General features: G+C 67.0%; 16 protein-coding genes. 7 read left to right on the top strand and 9 right to left on the bottom strand.

Annotated features, from left to right (window positions below):
- Positions 1–51: 51 nt before the first annotated feature.
- Entirely contained in the window at positions 52–966 is a 915-nt protein-coding gene (locus BKA25_RS13120; protein WP_069849472.1) for a nitroreductase/quinone reductase family protein, read from the top strand.
- 525 nt (positions 967–1,491) lie between these two features.
- On the opposite strand, the gene BKA25_RS13115 is transcribed toward BKA25_RS13120, so the two are convergent.
- The gene (locus BKA25_RS13115) at positions 1,492–2,025 is read right to left on the bottom strand and encodes an acyl-CoA thioesterase (protein WP_069849474.1); all 534 of its coding nucleotides are present in this window, start codon (positions 2,023–2,025) and stop codon (positions 1,492–1,494) included.
- 143 nt (positions 2,026–2,168) lie between these two features.
- Positions 2,169–2,276, bottom strand: coding sequence for a winged helix-turn-helix transcriptional regulator (locus BKA25_RS13110; RefSeq protein WP_172803789.1), 108 nt, complete (start codon positions 2,274–2,276; stop codon positions 2,169–2,171).
- Between the two features lie 352 nt (positions 2,277–2,628).
- On the opposite strand from BKA25_RS13110, the gene BKA25_RS13105 reads away from it, so the two are divergent.
- Entirely contained in the window at positions 2,629–3,474 is an 846-nt protein-coding gene (locus BKA25_RS13105) for an SDR family oxidoreductase (RefSeq protein ID WP_069849476.1), read from the top strand.
- Positions 3,475–4,103: 629 nt separating this feature from the next.
- Here the strand turns inward: BKA25_RS13105 and BKA25_RS13100 are convergent.
- Together BKA25_RS13100 and BKA25_RS13095 are read right to left on the bottom strand one after the other, a co-directional pair.
- Positions 4,104–5,015 (bottom strand): coiled-coil domain-containing protein, encoded by a 912-nt coding sequence (locus BKA25_RS13100; protein WP_216637833.1) that lies wholly within the window; start codon positions 5,013–5,015, stop codon positions 4,104–4,106.
- 502 nt (positions 5,016–5,517) lie between these two features.
- Positions 5,518–6,117, bottom strand: coding sequence for a TetR/AcrR family transcriptional regulator (locus tag BKA25_RS13095; protein ID WP_069849478.1), 600 nt, complete (start codon positions 6,115–6,117; stop codon positions 5,518–5,520).
- Positions 6,118–6,206: 89 nt separating this feature from the next.
- On the opposite strand from BKA25_RS13095, the gene BKA25_RS13090 reads away from it, so the two are divergent.
- The 3 genes from BKA25_RS13090 (at position 6,207) to BKA25_RS13080 (ending at position 10,993) form a co-directional block, all read left to right on the top strand.
- The gene (locus BKA25_RS13090) at positions 6,207–7,697 is read left to right on the top strand and encodes a carboxylesterase/lipase family protein (RefSeq protein WP_069849480.1); all 1,491 of its coding nucleotides are present in this window, start codon (positions 6,207–6,209) and stop codon (positions 7,695–7,697) included.
- 779 nt (positions 7,698–8,476) lie between these two features.
- Positions 8,477–9,631 carry an endonuclease/exonuclease/phosphatase family protein gene (locus BKA25_RS13085; RefSeq protein ID WP_172803790.1) on the top strand — a complete coding sequence of 385 codons (1,155 nt, stop codon included), beginning with the start codon at positions 8,477–8,479 and terminating at the stop codon, positions 9,629–9,631.
- A 675-nt stretch (positions 9,632–10,306) separates the two neighbouring features.
- Entirely contained in the window at positions 10,307–10,993 is a 687-nt protein-coding gene (locus BKA25_RS13080) for a M23 family metallopeptidase (protein ID WP_236750847.1), read from the top strand.
- A 120-nt stretch (positions 10,994–11,113) separates the two neighbouring features.
- On the opposite strand, the gene BKA25_RS13075 is transcribed toward BKA25_RS13080, so the two are convergent.
- The 3 genes from BKA25_RS13075 to BKA25_RS13065 all read right to left on the bottom strand — a co-directional run bounded on the left by BKA25_RS13075 (position 11,114) and on the right by BKA25_RS13065 (position 14,564).
- Positions 11,114–11,992, bottom strand: coding sequence for an alpha/beta fold hydrolase (locus BKA25_RS13075; protein WP_069849484.1), 879 nt, complete (start codon positions 11,990–11,992; stop codon positions 11,114–11,116).
- Between the two features lie 106 nt (positions 11,993–12,098).
- Entirely contained in the window at positions 12,099–12,926 is an 828-nt protein-coding gene (locus tag BKA25_RS13070) for an alpha/beta fold hydrolase (RefSeq protein WP_069849486.1), read from the bottom strand.
- Between the two features lie 177 nt (positions 12,927–13,103).
- Positions 13,104–14,564 carry an amidase gene (locus BKA25_RS13065; RefSeq protein ID WP_069849488.1) on the bottom strand — a complete coding sequence of 487 codons (1,461 nt, stop codon included), beginning with the start codon at positions 14,562–14,564 and terminating at the stop codon, positions 13,104–13,106.
- Positions 14,565–14,668: 104 nt separating this feature from the next.
- On the opposite strand from BKA25_RS13065, the gene BKA25_RS13060 reads away from it, so the two are divergent.
- Both BKA25_RS13060 and BKA25_RS13055 read left to right on the top strand, forming a co-directional pair.
- The gene (locus BKA25_RS13060) at positions 14,669–15,262 is read left to right on the top strand and encodes a TetR/AcrR family transcriptional regulator (protein WP_069849490.1); all 594 of its coding nucleotides are present in this window, start codon (positions 14,669–14,671) and stop codon (positions 15,260–15,262) included.
- Between the two features lie 72 nt (positions 15,263–15,334).
- On the top strand, positions 15,335–16,150 hold the full coding sequence (locus BKA25_RS13055) for an alpha/beta fold hydrolase (RefSeq protein ID WP_069849493.1): 816 nt from the start codon (positions 15,335–15,337) through the stop codon (positions 16,148–16,150).
- A gap of 98 nt (positions 16,151–16,248) precedes the next feature.
- Here the strand turns inward: BKA25_RS13055 and BKA25_RS13050 are convergent, their stop codons facing one another.
- Positions 16,249–17,157: an NADP-dependent oxidoreductase gene (locus tag BKA25_RS13050; RefSeq protein WP_069849494.1), complete on the bottom strand. Its 909-nt coding sequence runs from the start codon at positions 17,155–17,157 to the stop codon at positions 16,249–16,251.
- Between the two features lie 379 nt (positions 17,158–17,536).
- Positions 17,537–18,484, bottom strand: a complete 948-nt coding sequence (locus BKA25_RS13045) for an aminoglycoside phosphotransferase family protein (RefSeq protein WP_069849496.1) — start codon at positions 18,482–18,484, stop codon at positions 17,537–17,539.
- Positions 18,485–18,619 lie beyond the last annotated feature (135 nt).

Genomic DNA, 18,619 nt, shown 5'->3' with positions numbered 1-18,619 from the left:
CTTCCATGACGCCGCAGCGATGCGGCGCACGCTTACTCACGGAGCTCCCCTATGTCCATATCGTTCAACGACGCCGTCATCAACGAATACCGTGCCAACGGAGGAAAGATCAGCGGCCCGCTAGCGGACAGCGACCTGCTATTGCTGACGACCACGGGTGCTCGATCGAAGAAGCAGCACACCGTTGCGCTCGGGTACGTGCACCACGAGGGACTGCTGCTGATCGTGGGGTCGTATCTCGGCGCACCCCGCCACCCGGACTGGTACCACAACCTGCTCGCCCATCCCGAGGTACGAGTCGAACTCGGCGATGCGGAGTTCGACGCTATCGCCGTCCCCGCCGAGGGCGACCGGCGGGACCAACTATTCGCCGCAGTGGTGCGCGCAGCGCCCGGATACGGCGATTACCAGGCCAACACCGCCCGAGAACTACCTGTCGTGGTGTTGGAACGCTGGGAGACACCGGCGGCGGCACGCCGGACGATCACCACTCTGGCCGACAAGATCCTGGAGATTCATGCCTGGCTACGGGCTCAGTTGAGTCAGGTGCGTGCCGAGACCGAGGCGTACTTCGCCGCGCGAGAGCAACACCCGGACCCCGCATTCGTACCCAGCCTCGGCATGCAGATCCGCCAACATTGCCTGGCCTTCTGCGGGACGCTGGAGTTCCACCACACCAGCGAGGACGCCCACATCTTTCCCGTGATGGCCGGGTATCACCCGCACCTGCGGGAGGCCTTCGACAGGCTCGGTACGGAACACCTGGACATCGCGCGTATCAAGGAGGATCTCGTCGCGCTGCTGCGCGACATCACCAGCGCCGATCCACACCGCTTTCGCGACGAGCTGGATGGCATGGCGAGGAGGCTCCTGGCACACCTCGACTACGAGGAATCGGTCCTGGTGCCGCTTCTCGCCGACGTGCCCTTCCCACCGGTCCACCCGCAAAGCGACACCCGCGACTGATCGACTCGGCCGCATTCGGTGAGAACCGGCCCACTGAAAACGCAATTCTCGTCCGTGGATCGAGACTGTGCGGGGCGTCGGTGTGGAGGCCCTCCATCCGAGTTTGTTTCGTCACGGTGACGTAGCTGCGTGGCGGAGAGGCTCGGTCCACTGCCTACAGGGGGCGAACGCGGCGCCGGGCCGAGAATTCACGAGCTTGGCTACCCTGACGATCTCGCTGGTCGGAGCGATGTGCGACCAGGATTGCCGCAAGGCCCGTTCGATCGCGCGGCGGGCCCGGCCATGGCGACGAGGGCGTGCTAGCGGCAAGGACACTCGATGGTCGCTACCGGGGAACAACCCATGATCGGCCGCTGTCGTGATTAGGTCGCCGGCTCGGCGGGTCGATGGCGCTTGCCGAGCCGACGATCGAGCCGCTGTCGGCGACGCCCACCCCGGTCGGGATGGTCGGAGGAGGGCGTCGCCGTCCGCAGTCGGCAGGGGTCGGGAACCCTCACACACTGCGGAAGCTGCGGGTGCGCCTTCTCAGCCTGCGGACCGTGCCGACTTCAGGCGCGTGGCGTCGGACCAGTCGGTGATCCAGTCCGGCAGCTGCAGGTCCTCGGGGAAACCTCCGACGAGGTCGGCCAGTTCCTGCTGCGATACCGACCCGCCTGCACGCTTGAGGAAGCGGGCTTTGACGGTGGCTCGGGCGTAGAGGTCGGTTCCGCAGTAGAAGGACTGCTCGATATACACGGCACGCTCGTCGAAACCCGCGATGCGCGAGTGGATGGCGAAGCGTTCGCCGAGCTTGAGTGACTTGCGATAGGTGATGGTCTGGCCTGCCACCACCGGGTACCAGCCCTTGGCGAGGACCTTCGACCAGAGACCGGACCGGTTCATCATGTCGATACGGCCCAGGTCCAGCAGTGAGAGGTACTTGCCGTTGTTCATGTGCATCTGCAGGTCGAGATCGGTCAGCGTGACCCGGAAAGGGGTTCGAGTCCCCGCCCAGATGTCGGTTCTCGGCCAGCGACGCGAACGAATGCGCAGCCACAGCAGCCGAAAGAGGAGATTCATGCCGGGTGGGTCTCCTTGCGGTCGTCTTCGGAGTCGAGTTCAGCGGTGGCCGGTGATCCGTCCGCGGACGGGACACGGTACTTCGTTGTCCCTGTCATCATCTGTGTGATCACGCCGTCGATCCTCGGCGTGCACCCTGCGGTTCACGACACACCGTCGGCATCGAGCTCCCGGAGTTGTCGGGTGAGCATCGGCTGCGTCTGCGGCGCGAGTCCGCGCCGCAGCTCATCGCGGCGATACGTCCTGCGCATCGGTGGCAGGGGGTCAGTGGCTGCCACTTCCCGCAGCGGTTCGCGGTGTCCCCGCCGATCACATTCATGGTCGCGGCAACGGGACACGCTCCTCGGACCGGCTGCGCGGTCGGGTCCGTGAGACCACGATCGGGGCGTCACCCGCGTCACCTCCACAATTACGAGAAGACATGGTAGCCGGCCTGCGGCCAGGTATCGCTCGTGATCGTGCGCACACATGCCCCGCCTTCTCGTGGCAGGAACCGATTGACACCGAGCACCACACGGGTTAACTTTGCCCGCAAATCTAGTTTGCTTTGAAAGCAAACTCTAGTGAGCTGCTCGAGCTCGAGAAGATCAGGAAGCGAGAGGCATGACCACTCTCATCACCGGGGCACGAGGCAACATCGGCCGGCTGCTGGTCGACACCCTGGCAGCGGCGGGCCATCCGGTACGGGCCACCGCCCGCGACCCGAGGACCCTTGACCTGCCCAATGGTGTCGACACCGCTGCCCTCGATCTCACCGCAGCCGACGACATCGAAGACGTCCTCAGTGACATCGACACGATGTTCCTCTACCCCACCTTCGGCGATATCAGTGCGTTCCTGGCGCAGGCCCGCGACGCGGGAGTCCGATACACCGTCCTCCTCTCCTCCCCGGCTGCCTATGAACCCCTTGAGTTCGACGCACGTATCGGCCACGCACACCGCACGGTGGAACGCATGCTCGAGGAATCCGGACTCGACCACACCGTGCTGTATCCCAGTTGGCTGGCCACCAACCCTCGGCGCGACTGGGCCGAGGAGATCCGCACCACCGGTCGGCTCGGCCTAGCCCACCCCGACGCGGCCTTCTCCCCCATCCACATCCAGGACATCGCCGACGTCGCCGCCGAACTCCTCACACGGCAGCGATTCCGAGGCCGGACATTGGTACTGACCGGCCCGGAATCACTCACCCAACGTGAGGTCGTCGCCGCCATCGGCGAGCACTTCGGCATGGAGATACCGATCGACGAACTGACCAAGGAGGAGGCATTGGCGCGGCGACCCCCGTGGCTGCCGGCAGAAGTCCTGACGACACTCATCGACGTGGCGGCCTCGTCGGTCGGAATCCCGGCCACCATCAACAACTCCATCGAACGCATCACCGGACACCCCGCTCGGACCTTCCGAGAGTGGCTGGCCGAGGACCCGGCTGGCCCATTGATTCGGTGACGTGCGCCGATCACCCACGGCGTGAACACCGCGCACCGAGCACTCGGCCCGGCGGGCTTCGGCTCCACACCGGCCAGGCGCGGCCTACTACTCGCCCGGGAGTAGCGCGAGGGCATCCTCCGACTGCGCACCGGCGGGCACCTGTTCCGCGATCGGGTCTCCGTCAGGGTTCCTCCAGGACCCGCCGCCGAGGTCGTCGCACACGAGGCCCAACCGGGCGTGACACTGCGGATTCGCGCTCCACGAAGCTTGGTGCGGCACTATTCGGCGTGGGTGGCACCGGCACAGGCACGAATCTGGGTATTCGTTCGGATATCACTCGACGACCGTGGACGATCTCGCTGACCGGGCCTGGTCGCAGGGCGCCCCGGCAGTCCGAGCAGACTCGTCGGTCGAGTGCACGCCGCCTTGGGTGGTGTTCGCCAGGGTCGGGGATCCAGGGGGTAGCCGTACGCCCCCGCAACACCCCTGGCGGAGATGCTCGAAGGCCGAGCACCTCCGCTGCGGACCACGACCGGGTCTGGTTGACTTCGACGACCTGTTCTCGGACAACACCCGGGTTATCGCCGACGTTAGCGCTGGTGGTGCGCTTGCCAGCGTTGGCGGGGCGAGATTGGTCGACGTCCGTGTCAGGAGCCGCCACGCTGTGCACGGAGTTGTTCGGTAAGCGAGTCGACCTGAGCTTCGGCTCTCTCGGCTCGGGCCAAGGCCAGGGTGCGCACCTCCTCCAACGCACTCAGCCGTTGATCGGCGGCCGCGCGGGCATCCTCGGCGGCGCGTAGGAGGTCCGCACGCTGGTCGGCGGCTTCCGAGCGCAAACGTTCCACATCGAGGGCGGCTGCGCGTCGCACCTCGACGAGTTCGGCGCGCACTCGGTCGAGCTCGGCTCGAGCGTCCTGGGTCGCCTGCTCGGCACGTTGGGCGGAGACCTCGGCGCGTTCGGCGCGGACGGCGGCATGTTCCCGGGCCGAGCGTTCCGCACTGACCTCCTCGGCCGCGGCGCGACGGAGATCACTGACCTCCTGGGCTGCCGACCGGCGAGCATTCTCGGTGTCGCGAACGGCTTGTTCGTGAATACCCTCGATACGCTCCTCGGCCTGCCGTCGAGCAGCGGCGATCGACACCTCGGCTTCGTTGCGAGCCGCTTCGGTGTCGAGCGCCGCTTGCCGAATGGATTCCTCGGCTCGGACCCGCAGTGCGGCGAGTTCCTCCCGAGCGGCCTCGGCGTCCCGTTCGGCTGCCTCGGCCGAGGTCGCCGCATCCTCCGCCGCCTCGACCGCAGCGCCTTTACCGGTCTCGGCGGCGCGGCGTCGACGTTCGGCCTCGGCAACACTGGATTCGGCCTCGGCGATCCGCCGAGCCGCCTCGGCCTGCACGGTCTGGATCTGTTCCTCGGCCACGCCAGGATCGGCCAGCGTGTTGAGTTCGGCGACCGCCTGGGTCATCGTCTGCGAAACCTGGTTGGCGAGGCTGCGGAACTCGGTGAGCAGATCATCTGCCCTGATCTTCGCTGCGGTAACCGGTCCAGCTTGTTTCGTCACGGTGACGTTAATTCCCGCTGGCGGAGCACTCTGCGCTTGCCGCTGACGTTCACGCCAGGCCCGCCAACGCGTGTGTTCGGCGAGGTCGCAGTACTCCGAGGGCCTTCCCGGTCCGCCAGCGCGACGTACCGGCCGCTGACACCCCGGGTAATTGCATTCGTGCGCTTTCGGGTCCGTCACGTCGCCGCCGGCCGCCCCATCGCCGGCGGCGATCGACCCCTCCGAAGTTTCCTGAGTCGTCATGATCCAAAGCCTAGTATCCGTAGCGTTAAAACGTTTTCAACGAAACGCATCAAATACTCGCCCGGATGGGCTCATTTTCCTGACTACCGATAAGTGAACCTTATCGGTAGTCAGGATGAGTGCCGGTGTCGACACGCTGCGTTCTCACCATATCGTTTCGTATGAAACGTTTCTAAAAAACGTAAACGGAATGAGCTGTACGGCCAACAGGTGCGTAGAGCTCGCTCGGATGGACGCGGGGCCGGAAGAGAGGCGCCGGTCACGTACTCCTGAACAGCCGGTCCAGATGCACGTCGATTGCGGCGATCGCGTCCTGGGGCTCGATCACGTCGAGTTCGATCAGGGGGGTCAAGCCGGTGAGAGCGAGAAGCAGGTTGGTCTCGGTCGCTGGGTCGCGGCCGGAGTCGATGTACCCGTCGTCGATCGCCTGGTGGACCAGCCGCTCGACGAGGGCCCGCCCTTGGATGAGGCCGCGGCGCGCCTGCTCGTGCACGGCCTCGTCGTGCAGCGCCTCCAGGACGTAGGCAGCGCTCATCCGGCTGGTCGCGCGCGCGTCGGAGTGCAGGGGGAGCATTTCCGCGAGCGTCAGGCGCAGCACGTCACGAGGGTGCGGGCGGTCACCAAGCTCTTCGAGTCGCTGGTGTACGCGCGCCGAGGTCTGCTCGGATGCCAGGTCCATGGCGAAGGAGAGCATGGCGGTCCGGGAGGCGAAGTAGTGCTGCAGTTGCCCGAGTGACATGCCCGCCTCCTGCGCCACCACGCGCATCGTCAACTGTGTGATGCCGCGCTGCTCCACCACCCGCCACAGCGCGCGGGCGATCGCTTCGCGGCGTCCGTGGTGATCCACCTGCTTCGGCAAGGTCGCTTCCCATCCGTAGTTTTACAATACAGTCGACATAATACAGTTGACCTATAAACCTCGGGTTCCGCTTCGAGGGAGGAATTCTCATGTCCGAACAGCCAGAAGTACGGACCACGGAAGGCGTGGTGCAGGGGCGCTGGCGGCAGGGACACGCGGTGTTCCGCGGCATCCCCTACGCCCAACCCCCGGTCGGAGCGCTCCGGTTCGCCGCGCCCGCTCCGCCGCACCGCTGGGAGGGGACGAGGCAGGCGGTCGAGTTCGGCCCCGTGGTGCCGCTATCCCTGCCGATCGCCGTGTCCCCGCAGGGCACCGACTGGCTGACGCTCAACGTCGGCACTCCGGATCCCGGCGCGGCGGGACTGCCGGTGCTGGTGTGGATCCCCGTGGGCGGCTACCTCGCGGCGGCGTCGAGCGACCCGATGTACGACCCGGCGGCGCTGGCCGTGGCGGGAGTCGTCGTGGTGACCATCAACTGCCGCGTGGGCGCGGAGGGATTCGCATTCCTCGACGACGCGCCGCCCAACCGCGGATTCCTCGACCAGATCGCGGCGCTGGAGTGGGTGCAGCGCAACATCGCCGCCTTTGGAGGCGACCCCGGCCAGGTCACCGTGGGCGGGGTGTCCGCCGGGGCGGGCTCGGTCGCCGCCCTGCTGACGATGAGGTCAGCGCGCGGACTGTTCCGGCGAGCCATCGCCCACTCGGTGCCGGGGATGCACAGCACCCCCGCGCTCGCACGGCAGGTCACCTCGGCTTTCGCGGACCGGCTCGGCGCGGCGGCCCCCACCGCAGAGGCCCTGCGTGACATCGACCCATGGCACCTGGCGGCCGAGCTCACCTCCTTCAACGCCGGCCTCCACGCGCACCGGGCGAGCTGGGGACGCCTCACGGAGACCGGCACCGCGCTGTGTCCCGTCGTCGACGGCGAGGTCCTCCCGGAATCGCCTTGGTCCGCGCTGACCGGGGCGCGCGCGAACGGAACCGAGCTGCTCGTCGGCCACGCCCGAGATGAATTCCGCTACTTCAGCGTCATGAGCGGGCGGTACGGCACCTTCACCGAGGCGGACGCCCACGCAGCCCTGGAACTGCTCGCCCCACAGCCGGACGGCGCACGGGCCTACCGTGCCGCTTTCCCGCAGGCAGGCCCGGAGGAGCTGGTGGAGACGGTCTACTCCGACGCCCTCTTCCGTATGCCGTCGCAGAAGCTGGCCGAGGCGAACGCCGCAGCAGGCGGCACCTCGTATCTGTTCGAACTGTGCTGGGTTGCCCCGGTTCTCGGTGGCATCCTGGGTGCCTGCCACAGCCTCGACGTGCCCCTGGCATTCGGCACACTGGACAGCCCCGTCTGCAGTCAGTTCATCGGCGATGAGCCCACTCCCGAGGCGGTCGCAATCTCTCGTGAACTCCAAGATGCATGGGTCCGCTTCGTCAGCACCGGCAACCCGGGCTGGTCCGCCCACCGGCCCGGCTGGCGCCTCACTCGCGTCCTCGACACCGAGTCGAAGACCCTGCCCTACCCGGAACAGGCATCCCGTCAGATCTGGGACGGTCGCTCCCCCGAACCCTACGATCTCTCGTGATCGCCCGATCGGACCGGCATCACCGAGGCGACCCTCGCGCTTCGCCCGACGGGTCCGTCAGATCGAGAGCGGCTCCGTCGGGGGAATGCGGAGAACGCCATGCCCTCACCAGCATGGAAGGGCTCGTGGTCCCAGATCGTCTCGCCAGCGGCAAAAAATCTGGTCCGGTTCTCCGAACGCCGATGTGGTACGCAGAGCTAGTCATGAGGACTCGTCATCGGCGACCACTTCGGCGTTTCGACCCTCCCCCACTGCGCCAAGCTCGATGGAAGCCTGACGAAACTATGACGAAACAAGTAAGCCTGATTGACCTGGCATAACGCCCGAGCCGGTCGCTCGCGTCCAGCACTGTTGTTCCTAGCCTGCCTCGTCGGCGCACTTTGCTGACCTAGCCGGAAACCACAGGTCACGACCCTGTCGTGGGCTGGTCCGGTGCCCCGACTCGCCCCAGCGTTGGTAGGGCCGTTCGCCCGACCGGAAGCCGAATAGGTGAGGCTGCGGCAATCGAACCGGCCGGGCAGCTCCACCGACGTACCGTCGCCGTGGCACAAGGTGACTTCTTGGAGCGTTCATGACTGCGGTGCATACCGGGCAAGTGGCACGGACCAGTGCGACTCCCCACAAAGGACTGTTCTTCGTCCTCGCCGCGCTGCTCATCGCCGCTGGCTGCACGCCGCCGGGGTCGGGATGACCCGGCCGCTCCGCACGAGACCGCATTGCCACAAGAAGTCCGGCCCGGTGACTATCCCGAGGTCGACCCCGAGACCACCATGACGATCATGACCTACAACGCATTGGGGATCATGCGCGGTGAGGTCGACACCGAGGTCGAGCCAGGTCGACACATGGTCGTGGACTTCCTCAGCGCACAGATCGCGCAAGGGCGCCCGAATGTGGTGGGACTCCAAGAGGTCTGCGAGAGCCAGGTGACGCTGTTAGTCGAGGCGTTGAGCGAGCTGGGTCATCCGATGGAGTACGCGTTCGGCCCGGGTCAGCACAGCGAACGGGTGACACGGGAGTGTTCCGATGTCCGCGGGCGGGAGGATGCCGTCGACGAACATCGAGGTGGCATGGCGTTGCTCGTCCGAGAACCGATGTTGACATCGGTGGTGTACACGGACACGTCGTCATATCGCGTCGGGGACGATCCCCTCGATGAGGCCGCCCGAGGGATTTGCGCCTACACCGCCGAACCGACCACCGTTCGTGCCTGTGTGGCTCATATGTCGAGCGATAGCAGTGAATTCACCGCGCAGTTCGACGCCCTGAACCTGCAATGGCAGCTCGACGACCCGATGCTTCCGACGATCCTGCTGGGCGACTTCAACGCCACGCCGACGCCGACCGATGGGGAACCGGATCTGATGTCGAGGTTGTATTCGTCGGAGGTGACGCCGCCGGGTACGGGAATCTTCCGCGAGGTATCCGAATGCGGCCGCGATGATCCCACGGCTGCCGACGGGTGCACGCAACGATCACGTTCTGGCCCATGGACCTATCTGTCACAGAACCCGAGGAAGATCGATTACGTATTCGTCGACCAAGAGCACTTCGGCGAAGTGGTGTCATCACGGGTGACCATCGACGAGGCCGAGTGCGGCCGAATGCGTTGCTCGGATCACCGGATGCTGTGGGGATGGGCCTCGTTGTCCTATGAGGCAGCCGAACCCGGAACGGTCTGCGAAGCGATCGTGATGACGGCGGCGGACCACCCCGCCGAGGTGACGGTTCGCCAGGGCGAGGTGCCGTGTTTCGAGGCGACCCGAATCATGCAGGAGTACTACCTCGCCCTGGGTGACGGCGCCGCGCCAGGCATCGGCGGTGGCGGACCGGTGGAGGTTGGGCCGTGGACCTGCGTCAGCGGTCCCGCCACAGAACCAGGTTCGAGTTGTGTGCGCGACGGCGGGGCCCGTATCGAGGCGGCGATCTGGTGAGGCACCGTTTGGCTGATCATCCACGCCCGTGCCGAGCTGGTCCTTCATGTCGTCGCGTGCGCCTGGTGAAGAGTTCCGCGCTTCCCAGCATCGACCCGGGGCAGCTCGTGGCGGGACTAGCGCTGTGATCTGCCAGTTCAATTGAAGGTCGCGGAGCCGGTTGGATCCGGCAAACCATGACGAGGCTCAGTCCGTCTCCTCTCCTGTTCGGGAGCTTGTCTGCCGGCTGAGGAGCATCCAGTCCTTCTCCCGCTCAGGCGGTCCTCGCTCCCGTCACACGTCACTCTCCGGTCCCCTGCTCCTCAGACGTGTCCAGCGCTGAGCCGGTTCGTGCTTGGGCTTGGCCCTTCTCCCGCCCCGTTAACTCGGTCGATCTTCGTGCGAGGCGCTCCGAGGTCTGGTCGTTGTGGGCGGCGGTCTGGCGGGGAGTGGTGACGCTGCGTCGAGGTTCTACGCGCCGGTTTGTGCCTGGTGGCGGTGCGGGTCACATCCGGTGGTGGCGTTGGGTGAGCGGCGCTTAGGTTGGCCTTGTACGTCACGCCGGGTCACCCCGAAAGACACGCGAGATGCCCGCCCTCGATTCAAGAGTGGTGGTGGCTGGTTGGTCGTTCCTTCGACCGGCCGATGTGACCGGGCCGTTGATTCTCTCTTCCCCCGAGTCTCATTGGAGTTCTTTTGACGCTGCGTACCCGTAACCCGTTTCTTCGTCGTCGTGCCGGTAAGGCCGTGATCGCCACCGCGTTGGCCGGTGCCTCCCTGCTGGGCGGCCAGCCGCTGCTCGCGGGAGCCTCCGAGGCCCCGGCGCCGACCGAGCAGGGTGTCGAGGTCAGCGCCGAGCAGGACGCCGGTGCGGCGATGGCCCCGCTGTACAACGACGTCGCCCCCACGCTGCAGTTCCACACCCTCGCGGGTGAGGCCCAGGCCCATTCCGCCCGGGTCGCCGAGCAGGCGGCTGCGGAGGCGGAGGCCAACCGTCCGGAGTTCGTCAAGCCCGCCGAGGGCACCTTCACCTCCGGCTACGGCGCCCGGTGGGGTACCAACCACTTCGGTATCGACATCGCCGGCCCCATCGGCACCCCCGTGGTCTCGGCCACCGACGGCACGGTGATCAACGCCGGGCCGGCCACCGGCTTCGGCCAGTGGGTCCGCGTCCAGGCACCCGACGGCACGATCACCACCTACGGCCACGTCGAGACCTTCACCGCGAGTGTGGGTGAGCAGGTCAAGGCCGGGGATCAGATCGCCACGATCGGTAACCGTGGCCAGTCCACCGGACCGCACCTGCACTTCGAGGTCAACGTCGGCGGCCAGAAGCTCGACCCCCAGCCCTGGCTGGCCGAGCGCGGCATCAACGTCCAGTAAGAAACACCCGAGCAACAACACCCGAGACCCCCGCCAGAACACCTGGCGGGGGTCTTCGTCGGCCCAGCTGCGGGGAACGCCCTGCGTGTCGCCGGGCCCCGAGGGCGGACAGGTCGCTGTTCAGCCAGCGGTGTGTTCCAGGATCGCGGCGGCCAGTTCTTCGTGCACTTCCGACGGCAACGTGTGGCCCATGCCCTGCAGAATCATCAGTCGCGCACCCGGGATCTGCTCGGCGATGACCGCGCTGTGCCCCGGCTTGACCGGCTCGTGGCTGCCCTCGATGACCAGCGTGCGCGCCTTCACCTGGTTCAACACGCCGACCGGTTCGAAGTCCGGCTTGGCTGCTGCGGCCATTCGATGATTGGCCACGGCCGTTAGGTCGCGGGCCCGGTCGTGGATCAGTTCCTGCAGCTTTCGTGCTGCATCCTCGTCGAAGGGCAGGCCGGTGCCGTGGAGCAGACGTTGTTCCTCGACCATTCCGTCGATCTGAGCGGATCGGTCCGCAGGCGGCGCGGCGGTCATCAGCGCGCGGAAGAAGGCCACGAATTCCGGTGAGGGTTCGGGCAGACTGCCCTCAGGCTGTGCTTCCCCCAGCAGAGCCCGCATGAGCACTGCACCTTCACCGCCCCCCAGCGGCGAGGAACCGATGACCGCCAGCGAGGACACCCGTTCGGGCCGCTCCACCGCGATGAACTGGCCGAGCGTTCCTCCCGCCGAGTGGCAGACCAGGTGTGCGCTGTCCAACCCATGAGCGTCCATGACGCGGTAGACATCGTTTTTGATGTCGTCCCAGGTGTACGGCGTTGCGGTGAAGTCGACGGTGTCCGACCTACCGGTGTCTCGATGGTCGTACCGGATCACTCGGCGGCCGCCTGCAACCAGCCGATCGATAAATTCATCCGGCCACAGGACGCCCTGGGACATCGACCCCATGATCAAGAGGATCGGCGTATCCGTCTCGGCGCCGAACTCTTCGCTCCAGATGTTCACGTCATGCATGGCGACAAGCATGTCTCCTGCGCTTATGGGTGAAACTCAGGCCCAGCCCTCGGTTAATGCACGTACGTGTGGTAGCAATCCGCGCGTGCCCGAGCGAAAGTCCGAACTAGCCCCGTAGGAACTCCAGCAGGTCGTCATGGAAGGTCTCCTTGAATCCTTCGACGCCTGCCAGGCCGTGCGGCGCCCCCGGATAGATCTTGAGAGTCGAGTCCGGGACGATCGCGGCGGACTTCTTGGCCGCGGCATCGATCGGCACGATCTGGTCGTCGTCGCCGTGAACGATCAGGGTGGGAACGTCGAAGCGGGCCAGGTCTTCGGTGAAGTCGGTCTCGGAGAAGGCTTCGACGCAGTCGAGCGCCGGTTTGATGCCCGCCTGCATGCTCATCAGCCAGAACGCATCCCTGGCACCCTGCGTCACCGAGTTCCCCGGCCGGTTGGCACCGAAGAACGGTTCGCCTAGATCCCGGTAGAACTGTGAGCGGTCCTTTCGGATGCCTGCGCGAATGTCGTCGAAGGCGCTGATCGGGGTGCCTTCCGGGTTCGCCTCCGTTCGCAGCATCAAGGGTGGGACGGCGCCCAGCAGTACGACTTTGCGTACCCGTGCGGTGCCGTGGCGGCCGATATAGCGGGTCACCTCCCCGCCACCGGTCGAGTGGCCGACCAAGACGATGTCGCGCAGATCGAGTTGTTCGATCAACCGGGCGAGATCGTCGGCGTAGGTGTCCATGTCGTTTCCGGTCCAGGTCTGTTCGGATCGACCGTGGCCGCGTCGGTCGTGCGCGATCGCGCGGAAGCCCGCCTCGGCTACCAGGTTGAGCTGGTCGTCCCAGACGTCGGCGTGCAAAGGCCAACCGTGTGAGAAGACGACCGGTGTTCCGACTCCCCAATCCTTGTAGAACAGCGTCGTACCGTCATTGGTCGTGATGGTGCTCATCGCGCCTCCCTCGGTCGACTCAACGGCTGACTAGGCCCGGGCGGGCCGATGCGCGCGGCTCGACACCGGCGCGCGGCGGCCTGGTTAATCCGGGCTACCCGAAAGCCGTCGCACCTACTCGATCGCGGTCGTCGGCCTACATCGGTGCGGGCGGTGAGCCCTGGGCTCGACCTGGGCTCACGGTCGTTCGCCTCCACCGGCTGTTCCTGCCCACACGGGCGGGACTCGGCCCGACCACGGCGCTGCCTGTTCGAGCTGGGCGGCGAGCCGGAAGAGTCGGTCCTCCAAGCCGTATCCGGCGGCGAACTGCATGCCGATCGGGAGACCGGTCTCGACGTCGTTCGTGAGAGGAACGGACATAGCGGGGGTGCCGGCGACGTTGAACGCCATGGTGAACGGCGAGCGGTCGAGGATCCGCGCGATCCAGCCGAGTCCGTCGAGTGTCTCCGCTCCTTCGGCGTAGGTGCCCAGGGGCACGGGGAGTTCCGGTGTGGTGGGAGTGAGCAGCACGTCGTAGGTGTCGAGGTGTCGGGCCAGGCTGCGGGCGACGCGGTTGCGAACGGCGAGTGCATCGACGAACCGGGCCCCGCTCACCTGCTGCCCGTAGTGGTGGCTCGCGAGGACCACCGGTTCGAGGGTGGAGGCGTCGACGGGGCGAGCGAAGGCGGCGGCGAGTGCATCGATCGAGGCGGTGAGGTTCGTCGCCAGCAGGCGGGCGTTGGCCAGGACGAACTCCTCCCAGCCGACTCCTAGCTCGGCCGTGGTCTCGTGAACATGGTGACCGAGGGATTCGAGTAACCGGGCGGTGCGCGAGAGCGCGTCGGCGACCGGCGGGGCGGTGCGGCGGCCGCCCCAGCCTTGGGGTAGGACACCGATGCGCAGTGCACCCGGTGGACGCGTGATCTCCTCGGTGTAGGGGCGGGCGGGTTGCGGCGCGAAGTAGGGGTCGCCCGGTTCCGGACCGCGGATCTGGTCGAGTAACGCCGCGCTATCGCGGACGGTGCGGCTGAGGCTGCCGTGCACGCCTAAGCCGTTGAAGATCTCGTCGGCTTCCGGACCTGCGGAAATGCGGCCTCGGCTGGGCTTCATCCCGAACAGGCCGGTGTAGGCGGCGGGGATGCGCAGAGAGCCTGCGGCGTCGGTGGCATGGGCGATCGGAACCACTCCGGCGGCGACCGCCGCGCCCGCTCCTCCACTGGAGCCGCCGGCGCTGCGGTGCGGGTGCCATGGGTTCCGGGTCGCGCCGTACAGCGTGGATTCCGTGGTGATGCTGTAGGCCAGTTCTGGTGTCGCGGTACGGCCGAAGGTGACCAGCCCGGCCCGGCGGAAGCGCCGCATCAGAGCGGAATCGGCCTTGGCTACGTTCCCGGCAGCAAGCCTGCTGCCCAATTCCATCCGCCGTCCCGCCATGGCGACACCGATGTCCTTGATCAGGAACGGGACTCCGGACAGCGGTGAGCTTCCCGGGGTCGGTCGGTCATCGGCGGGCCAGGTCTCCACTATGGCGTTGAGCTGTGGATTGACCGCCCGCGCTGCTTCGTGTGCCGCCGCCTCCAGTTCGGCGTTGGTCACCTCGCCGTGGGCGGCCAGTCTCGCCAGGCCGACCGCGTCGTAGTTCACGTACTCCGAGACTCGCATCGCACTTCCCCGGTACCGATTAGTTCTGGACGATACTCAACGGTATCGCATAGAACGTACTGGTATCGTGGGGCCGAGCAACCCTGGATCGCACGGAGTAACCCATGGCATCGACCGCAGGCAGGCCGAGCAGGATCGCGAAACTTCCTCCTCGGGAACGCATCCTCGACGCAGCCGAAGAGCTGTTCCACAGCGAGGGGATTCGCCGCGTCGGGGTCCAGACCATCGCCGACAAGGCCGAGACCACCAAGATGGCGATCTACCGGCACTTCGAGACCAAGGACGCACTGGTGGCGGAGTGGTTGCGAATCGTCGCCGCCGACTATCAGGCGGCCTTCGACCGTGCCGAGGCCGAACATCCCGATCGTCCTCGCGAACAGATCATGGCGCTGGCCCGGTTCATCGCCGACAGCCTGCCTGCGATCTCATATCGGGGCTGTCCCTTCATCAACTCCCTCGCCGAGCTGCCGGACCGGGCCCATCCCGCCCGCAGGGTCATCGAGGAGCACAAGGCCCGCCAAACGCATCGGTTGCTCGGAATGTGCACCGGGGCAGGCGTGTCCGACCCCGAACAATGCACCGCCGAGATCACCTTCGTGCTCGAGGGTGCTCAGGTCAGTGCACAGAACGGCAGCATCGACCAAGTCGGTGATCGAGTACTGCGCATCGTCGAGGGCATCCTCGACCGGCACGGCTGATCGGGCCGCACGGAGTATGCGTCCGAGCTCGTCGCCGACACCGAGACCATCACCGACCGGAGCGAGATCGAGATGACACTGCCCACCCAACGTCACGTCATGGCAGCAGGCTTACGCCTGGCCTACTGGGATTTCGGCGGAACGGGCACACCCCTGGTGGCCTTGCACGGTCACTTCGGCCGGGCGCGGATGTTCGCTCGGCTGGCCGCAGATCTCGGTGAGGGCTTCCGAGTGATCGCGCTCGATCTACGTGGACACGGCAACAGCGATCGTGCGGACGACTTCGAGCCGGACGCCTACCTCGCCGATGTCGCGGCATTCCTCCGACACCTCGATCTCGGTCCGGTCGCAGTGCTGGGCCACTCGATGGGCGGGGTCCTCGCCTTTCGGCTCGCCGCCCGCCACCCCGAGCTCGTCAGCACGCTCGTGGTCGAAGAGGGTGGCGCGCTCAACCGGCAGCCTGTGGTGGCGCATCCGGTGCTGGATGTGCGGGGCTGGCCGCGTCGCACCGCGACACTCGGCGATCTGCGTCGAGCCATCGAGGCACACGGCATTCCGGACGCCGGTTACTTCCTGGAGAGCGCGGTCGAACACCCGGATGGTTGGGGGTTGCTCTTCGACCGCGAGGACATGATGGCCTCGCAGCAGGCCTTGATCGGCGACTGGTGGTCGGACTGGCTCGGATCACACTGTCCGGCATTGCTGGTGCATGGCCTCGACAGTGCCATCCTGCCCACCTCCCTGGCCTCGGAGATGGTTCGTCGCAGGCCCGACACCGTTCTGCGGGAGTTCTCCGGCTGCGGTCACTGGGTGCACGACGACGCCCCAGCGGAATTCGCGTCGGTCGTGGGGGACTTCCTCCGGCAGCCTGCGACGACCACCGGGTAGGGCGCGTCCGGTGTCGGGGAACCCACTGAACTCCGACACCGCCGCCCCACCTCGGCGTTCGCCGCTCGAAAACGCTCCGAGGCCGGCACGGCGGTCCACTAATTGACGTCGAGGGTGATCTTGCCGCCGCTGTGTCCGGTCTCGCTGAGTCGCTGCGCCTGTGCCGCGTAGGACAACGGAAGGTTCGTCGCGTGCTTGATGCGCAGCTTGCCTGCGACCACCATGTCGGCCAGTCGGGTCAGCGTGTCGTTGCTGTGGTCGGCGGGGTCACCGGAATCGAAGGGGATGCCGATCTCCTGTGCGGCGGGATCGGCGATCGTGACGATCCGGTCCGTCGAGCCGCCTCGCAGGGTCACCGAATCCGGCAGGGCTCCGCGCCCGGCGGCATCGAAGACGGCATCGACCCCGTTCGGCGCGATCTCACGGACCTGATCGACCAGCCCCTCGCCGTAGATGACCGGTGTGGCGCCGAGGGATCGCACGTACTCGGCGCTGTCCTTGCTTGCGACGCCGAGGACGGTGGCGCCTTGGTCGACGGCGAGCTGAGTCGCCAGCGATCCGACCCCACCGCTGGCACCGTGGATCAACAGGGTTTGCCCGGCGCCTGCACCCAGCCGCAGCACGCGCAGCGCGGCCTCCCCCGCCACCGGCAGAGTGGCGGCATCGCGCCAGGAGAGGTCCTCCGGCTTCGTGACCACGGTCGTCGCCAGGGCGTACTCGGCGTAGGAACCACTGTCGGACCAACCGAAGACCTCGTGGCCGATCCTGAACTCGACGCCCTCGCCGATGGCGTCGACGATGCCGGACAGCTCGACGCCCGGAGTGTGCGGTAGATCCAACGGTGCGACATCGGCCATGGCACCGCTGCGTTGCTTCCAGTCGATGGGGTTGACCCCGGCACAGCGGACCGCGACCCGAACCTGCCCCGGACCGGGTTCGGGGATCGGTACCTCCACGAGTCCCAGCCGGTCGGCGCCGCCGTACTCGGCGAACTGAATGGACTGCATCTTTCCTCCAGGGACGTTGACGAGATGTGGATTCTTGCGGCGCGGTGACCTCGGCGCTGCGTGTGTCCGGACAGCGGGGACTCGCTAGGCGCCTCGGCGCCGCAGGCGCGCATAAGCCGGATCGACGACAGGAGCTGGGTACCCCCACCGGCCGAGGAGGCGTTCGGGAGAAGGGGTGCGGGCCGGGATGGCTGTCATGTTCACAGTCTCAGCGCGCACCCCGGCACTCCGCGCTGCTCAGACGAGTGATCTTTGCGCGGTCGGGCCGGTTGGCGGCGCTGAGACGGGTAATGGTCGACAGCTCCACAGGCCGAGTTGTCACAGTCGGCGGCGGTGCGGGCGGTTGCGTCTCCGCGAGTCCGGCGTCCCGATCGCCTGTTCAGAGGCGATTCTCCAGCAGGGCGGCTGCGATGGCGGTCTGGTCGTCGGTGATCGTGGTCGAACCGTCGGCGACGCCCCAGAGAGAATTCTGCAACACGCGACCCAGGGTCCAGCCCGCCGCGCGCCTGCGGTCGAGTCCCATGGCCTCGGTCAGCAGGTCGAAGCGCCAGAGCACCGAACGCGGCACATCTCCGGTGACCGTGATGTCATCCCAGCGATTGTCCAGCGCGGGAAGGATCTCGAATCCGGGGTCACCGGCCAGTGGCTTGGGGTCGATCGCCAACCACGGTTCACGATCGCTTCCCGCCGGGGCGGCGAGCACGTTCTCGTAGTGCAGGTCCCAATGCAGCAGTCGGTCGCCGGGCTCGTCGATCACTTCGGCCACGGCCGCCGCGCAGTCACGTACCAATTCGCGGTGGTCGGGAGAAGCCAGTCTCGGAACCGCGGTGGGGGCGTCGGCGAGCATCGCGGCGGCGATGTCGGCCAGGGTACGCAGCTCGGCGGGGGCGGCAACGGAACTGAGTCGGGCGGCCAGGTCCGCGAGCACACGCAGGGCCGTGTCGATGTCCGGCACGTCGGCCAGGGAACGGCCGCCGTCGAGACGTTCGAGAAGCAGGGTGCCCGTCGCCGTGTCCTCATCGAGCAGGCGAACGGCCCCGTCACCATCCCATCGGCGCAGACCCAGGGGCTCTCCGATGTTCTCCTCGTTCACCGGCTGGAACTTCACCGCTGCCTGCGAGCCGTCGGTGCGGATCACCGGGAGGACGAGCGCCACCATGCCGTGTCGGGCAGGCCCGGACACTCGTAGCTGCCAGCGCTGAAGCATCTCGGCGGCCAACGTCGGCAACGCGGCGATCCACTCCGGGCCGCCTTCGTCGGCTCGGCGAGGCTGATGGAATCGGGCCAAGCCCTCGGGCACGACGACCGGCTGGTTTGCGCACGACATCGGGGGCTCCTCCGGACAGCCTGGGGTGTGACACCGTAGCCGGTCCGAGTTCGGCCAGTCGATCGGTTTTCCTCACCGGCCCGGCGGCTCGCAGCCTTGGCCGCCGGGCCCTCCCACCTGCGAGAGGCAGCGACT

Source organism: Actinoalloteichus hymeniacidonis (assembly GCF_014203365.1).
GTDB lineage: Bacteria > Actinomycetota > Actinomycetes > Mycobacteriales > Pseudonocardiaceae > Actinoalloteichus_A > Actinoalloteichus_A hymeniacidonis.
This window is presented reverse-complemented; position numbering and strand designations above follow the sequence as displayed.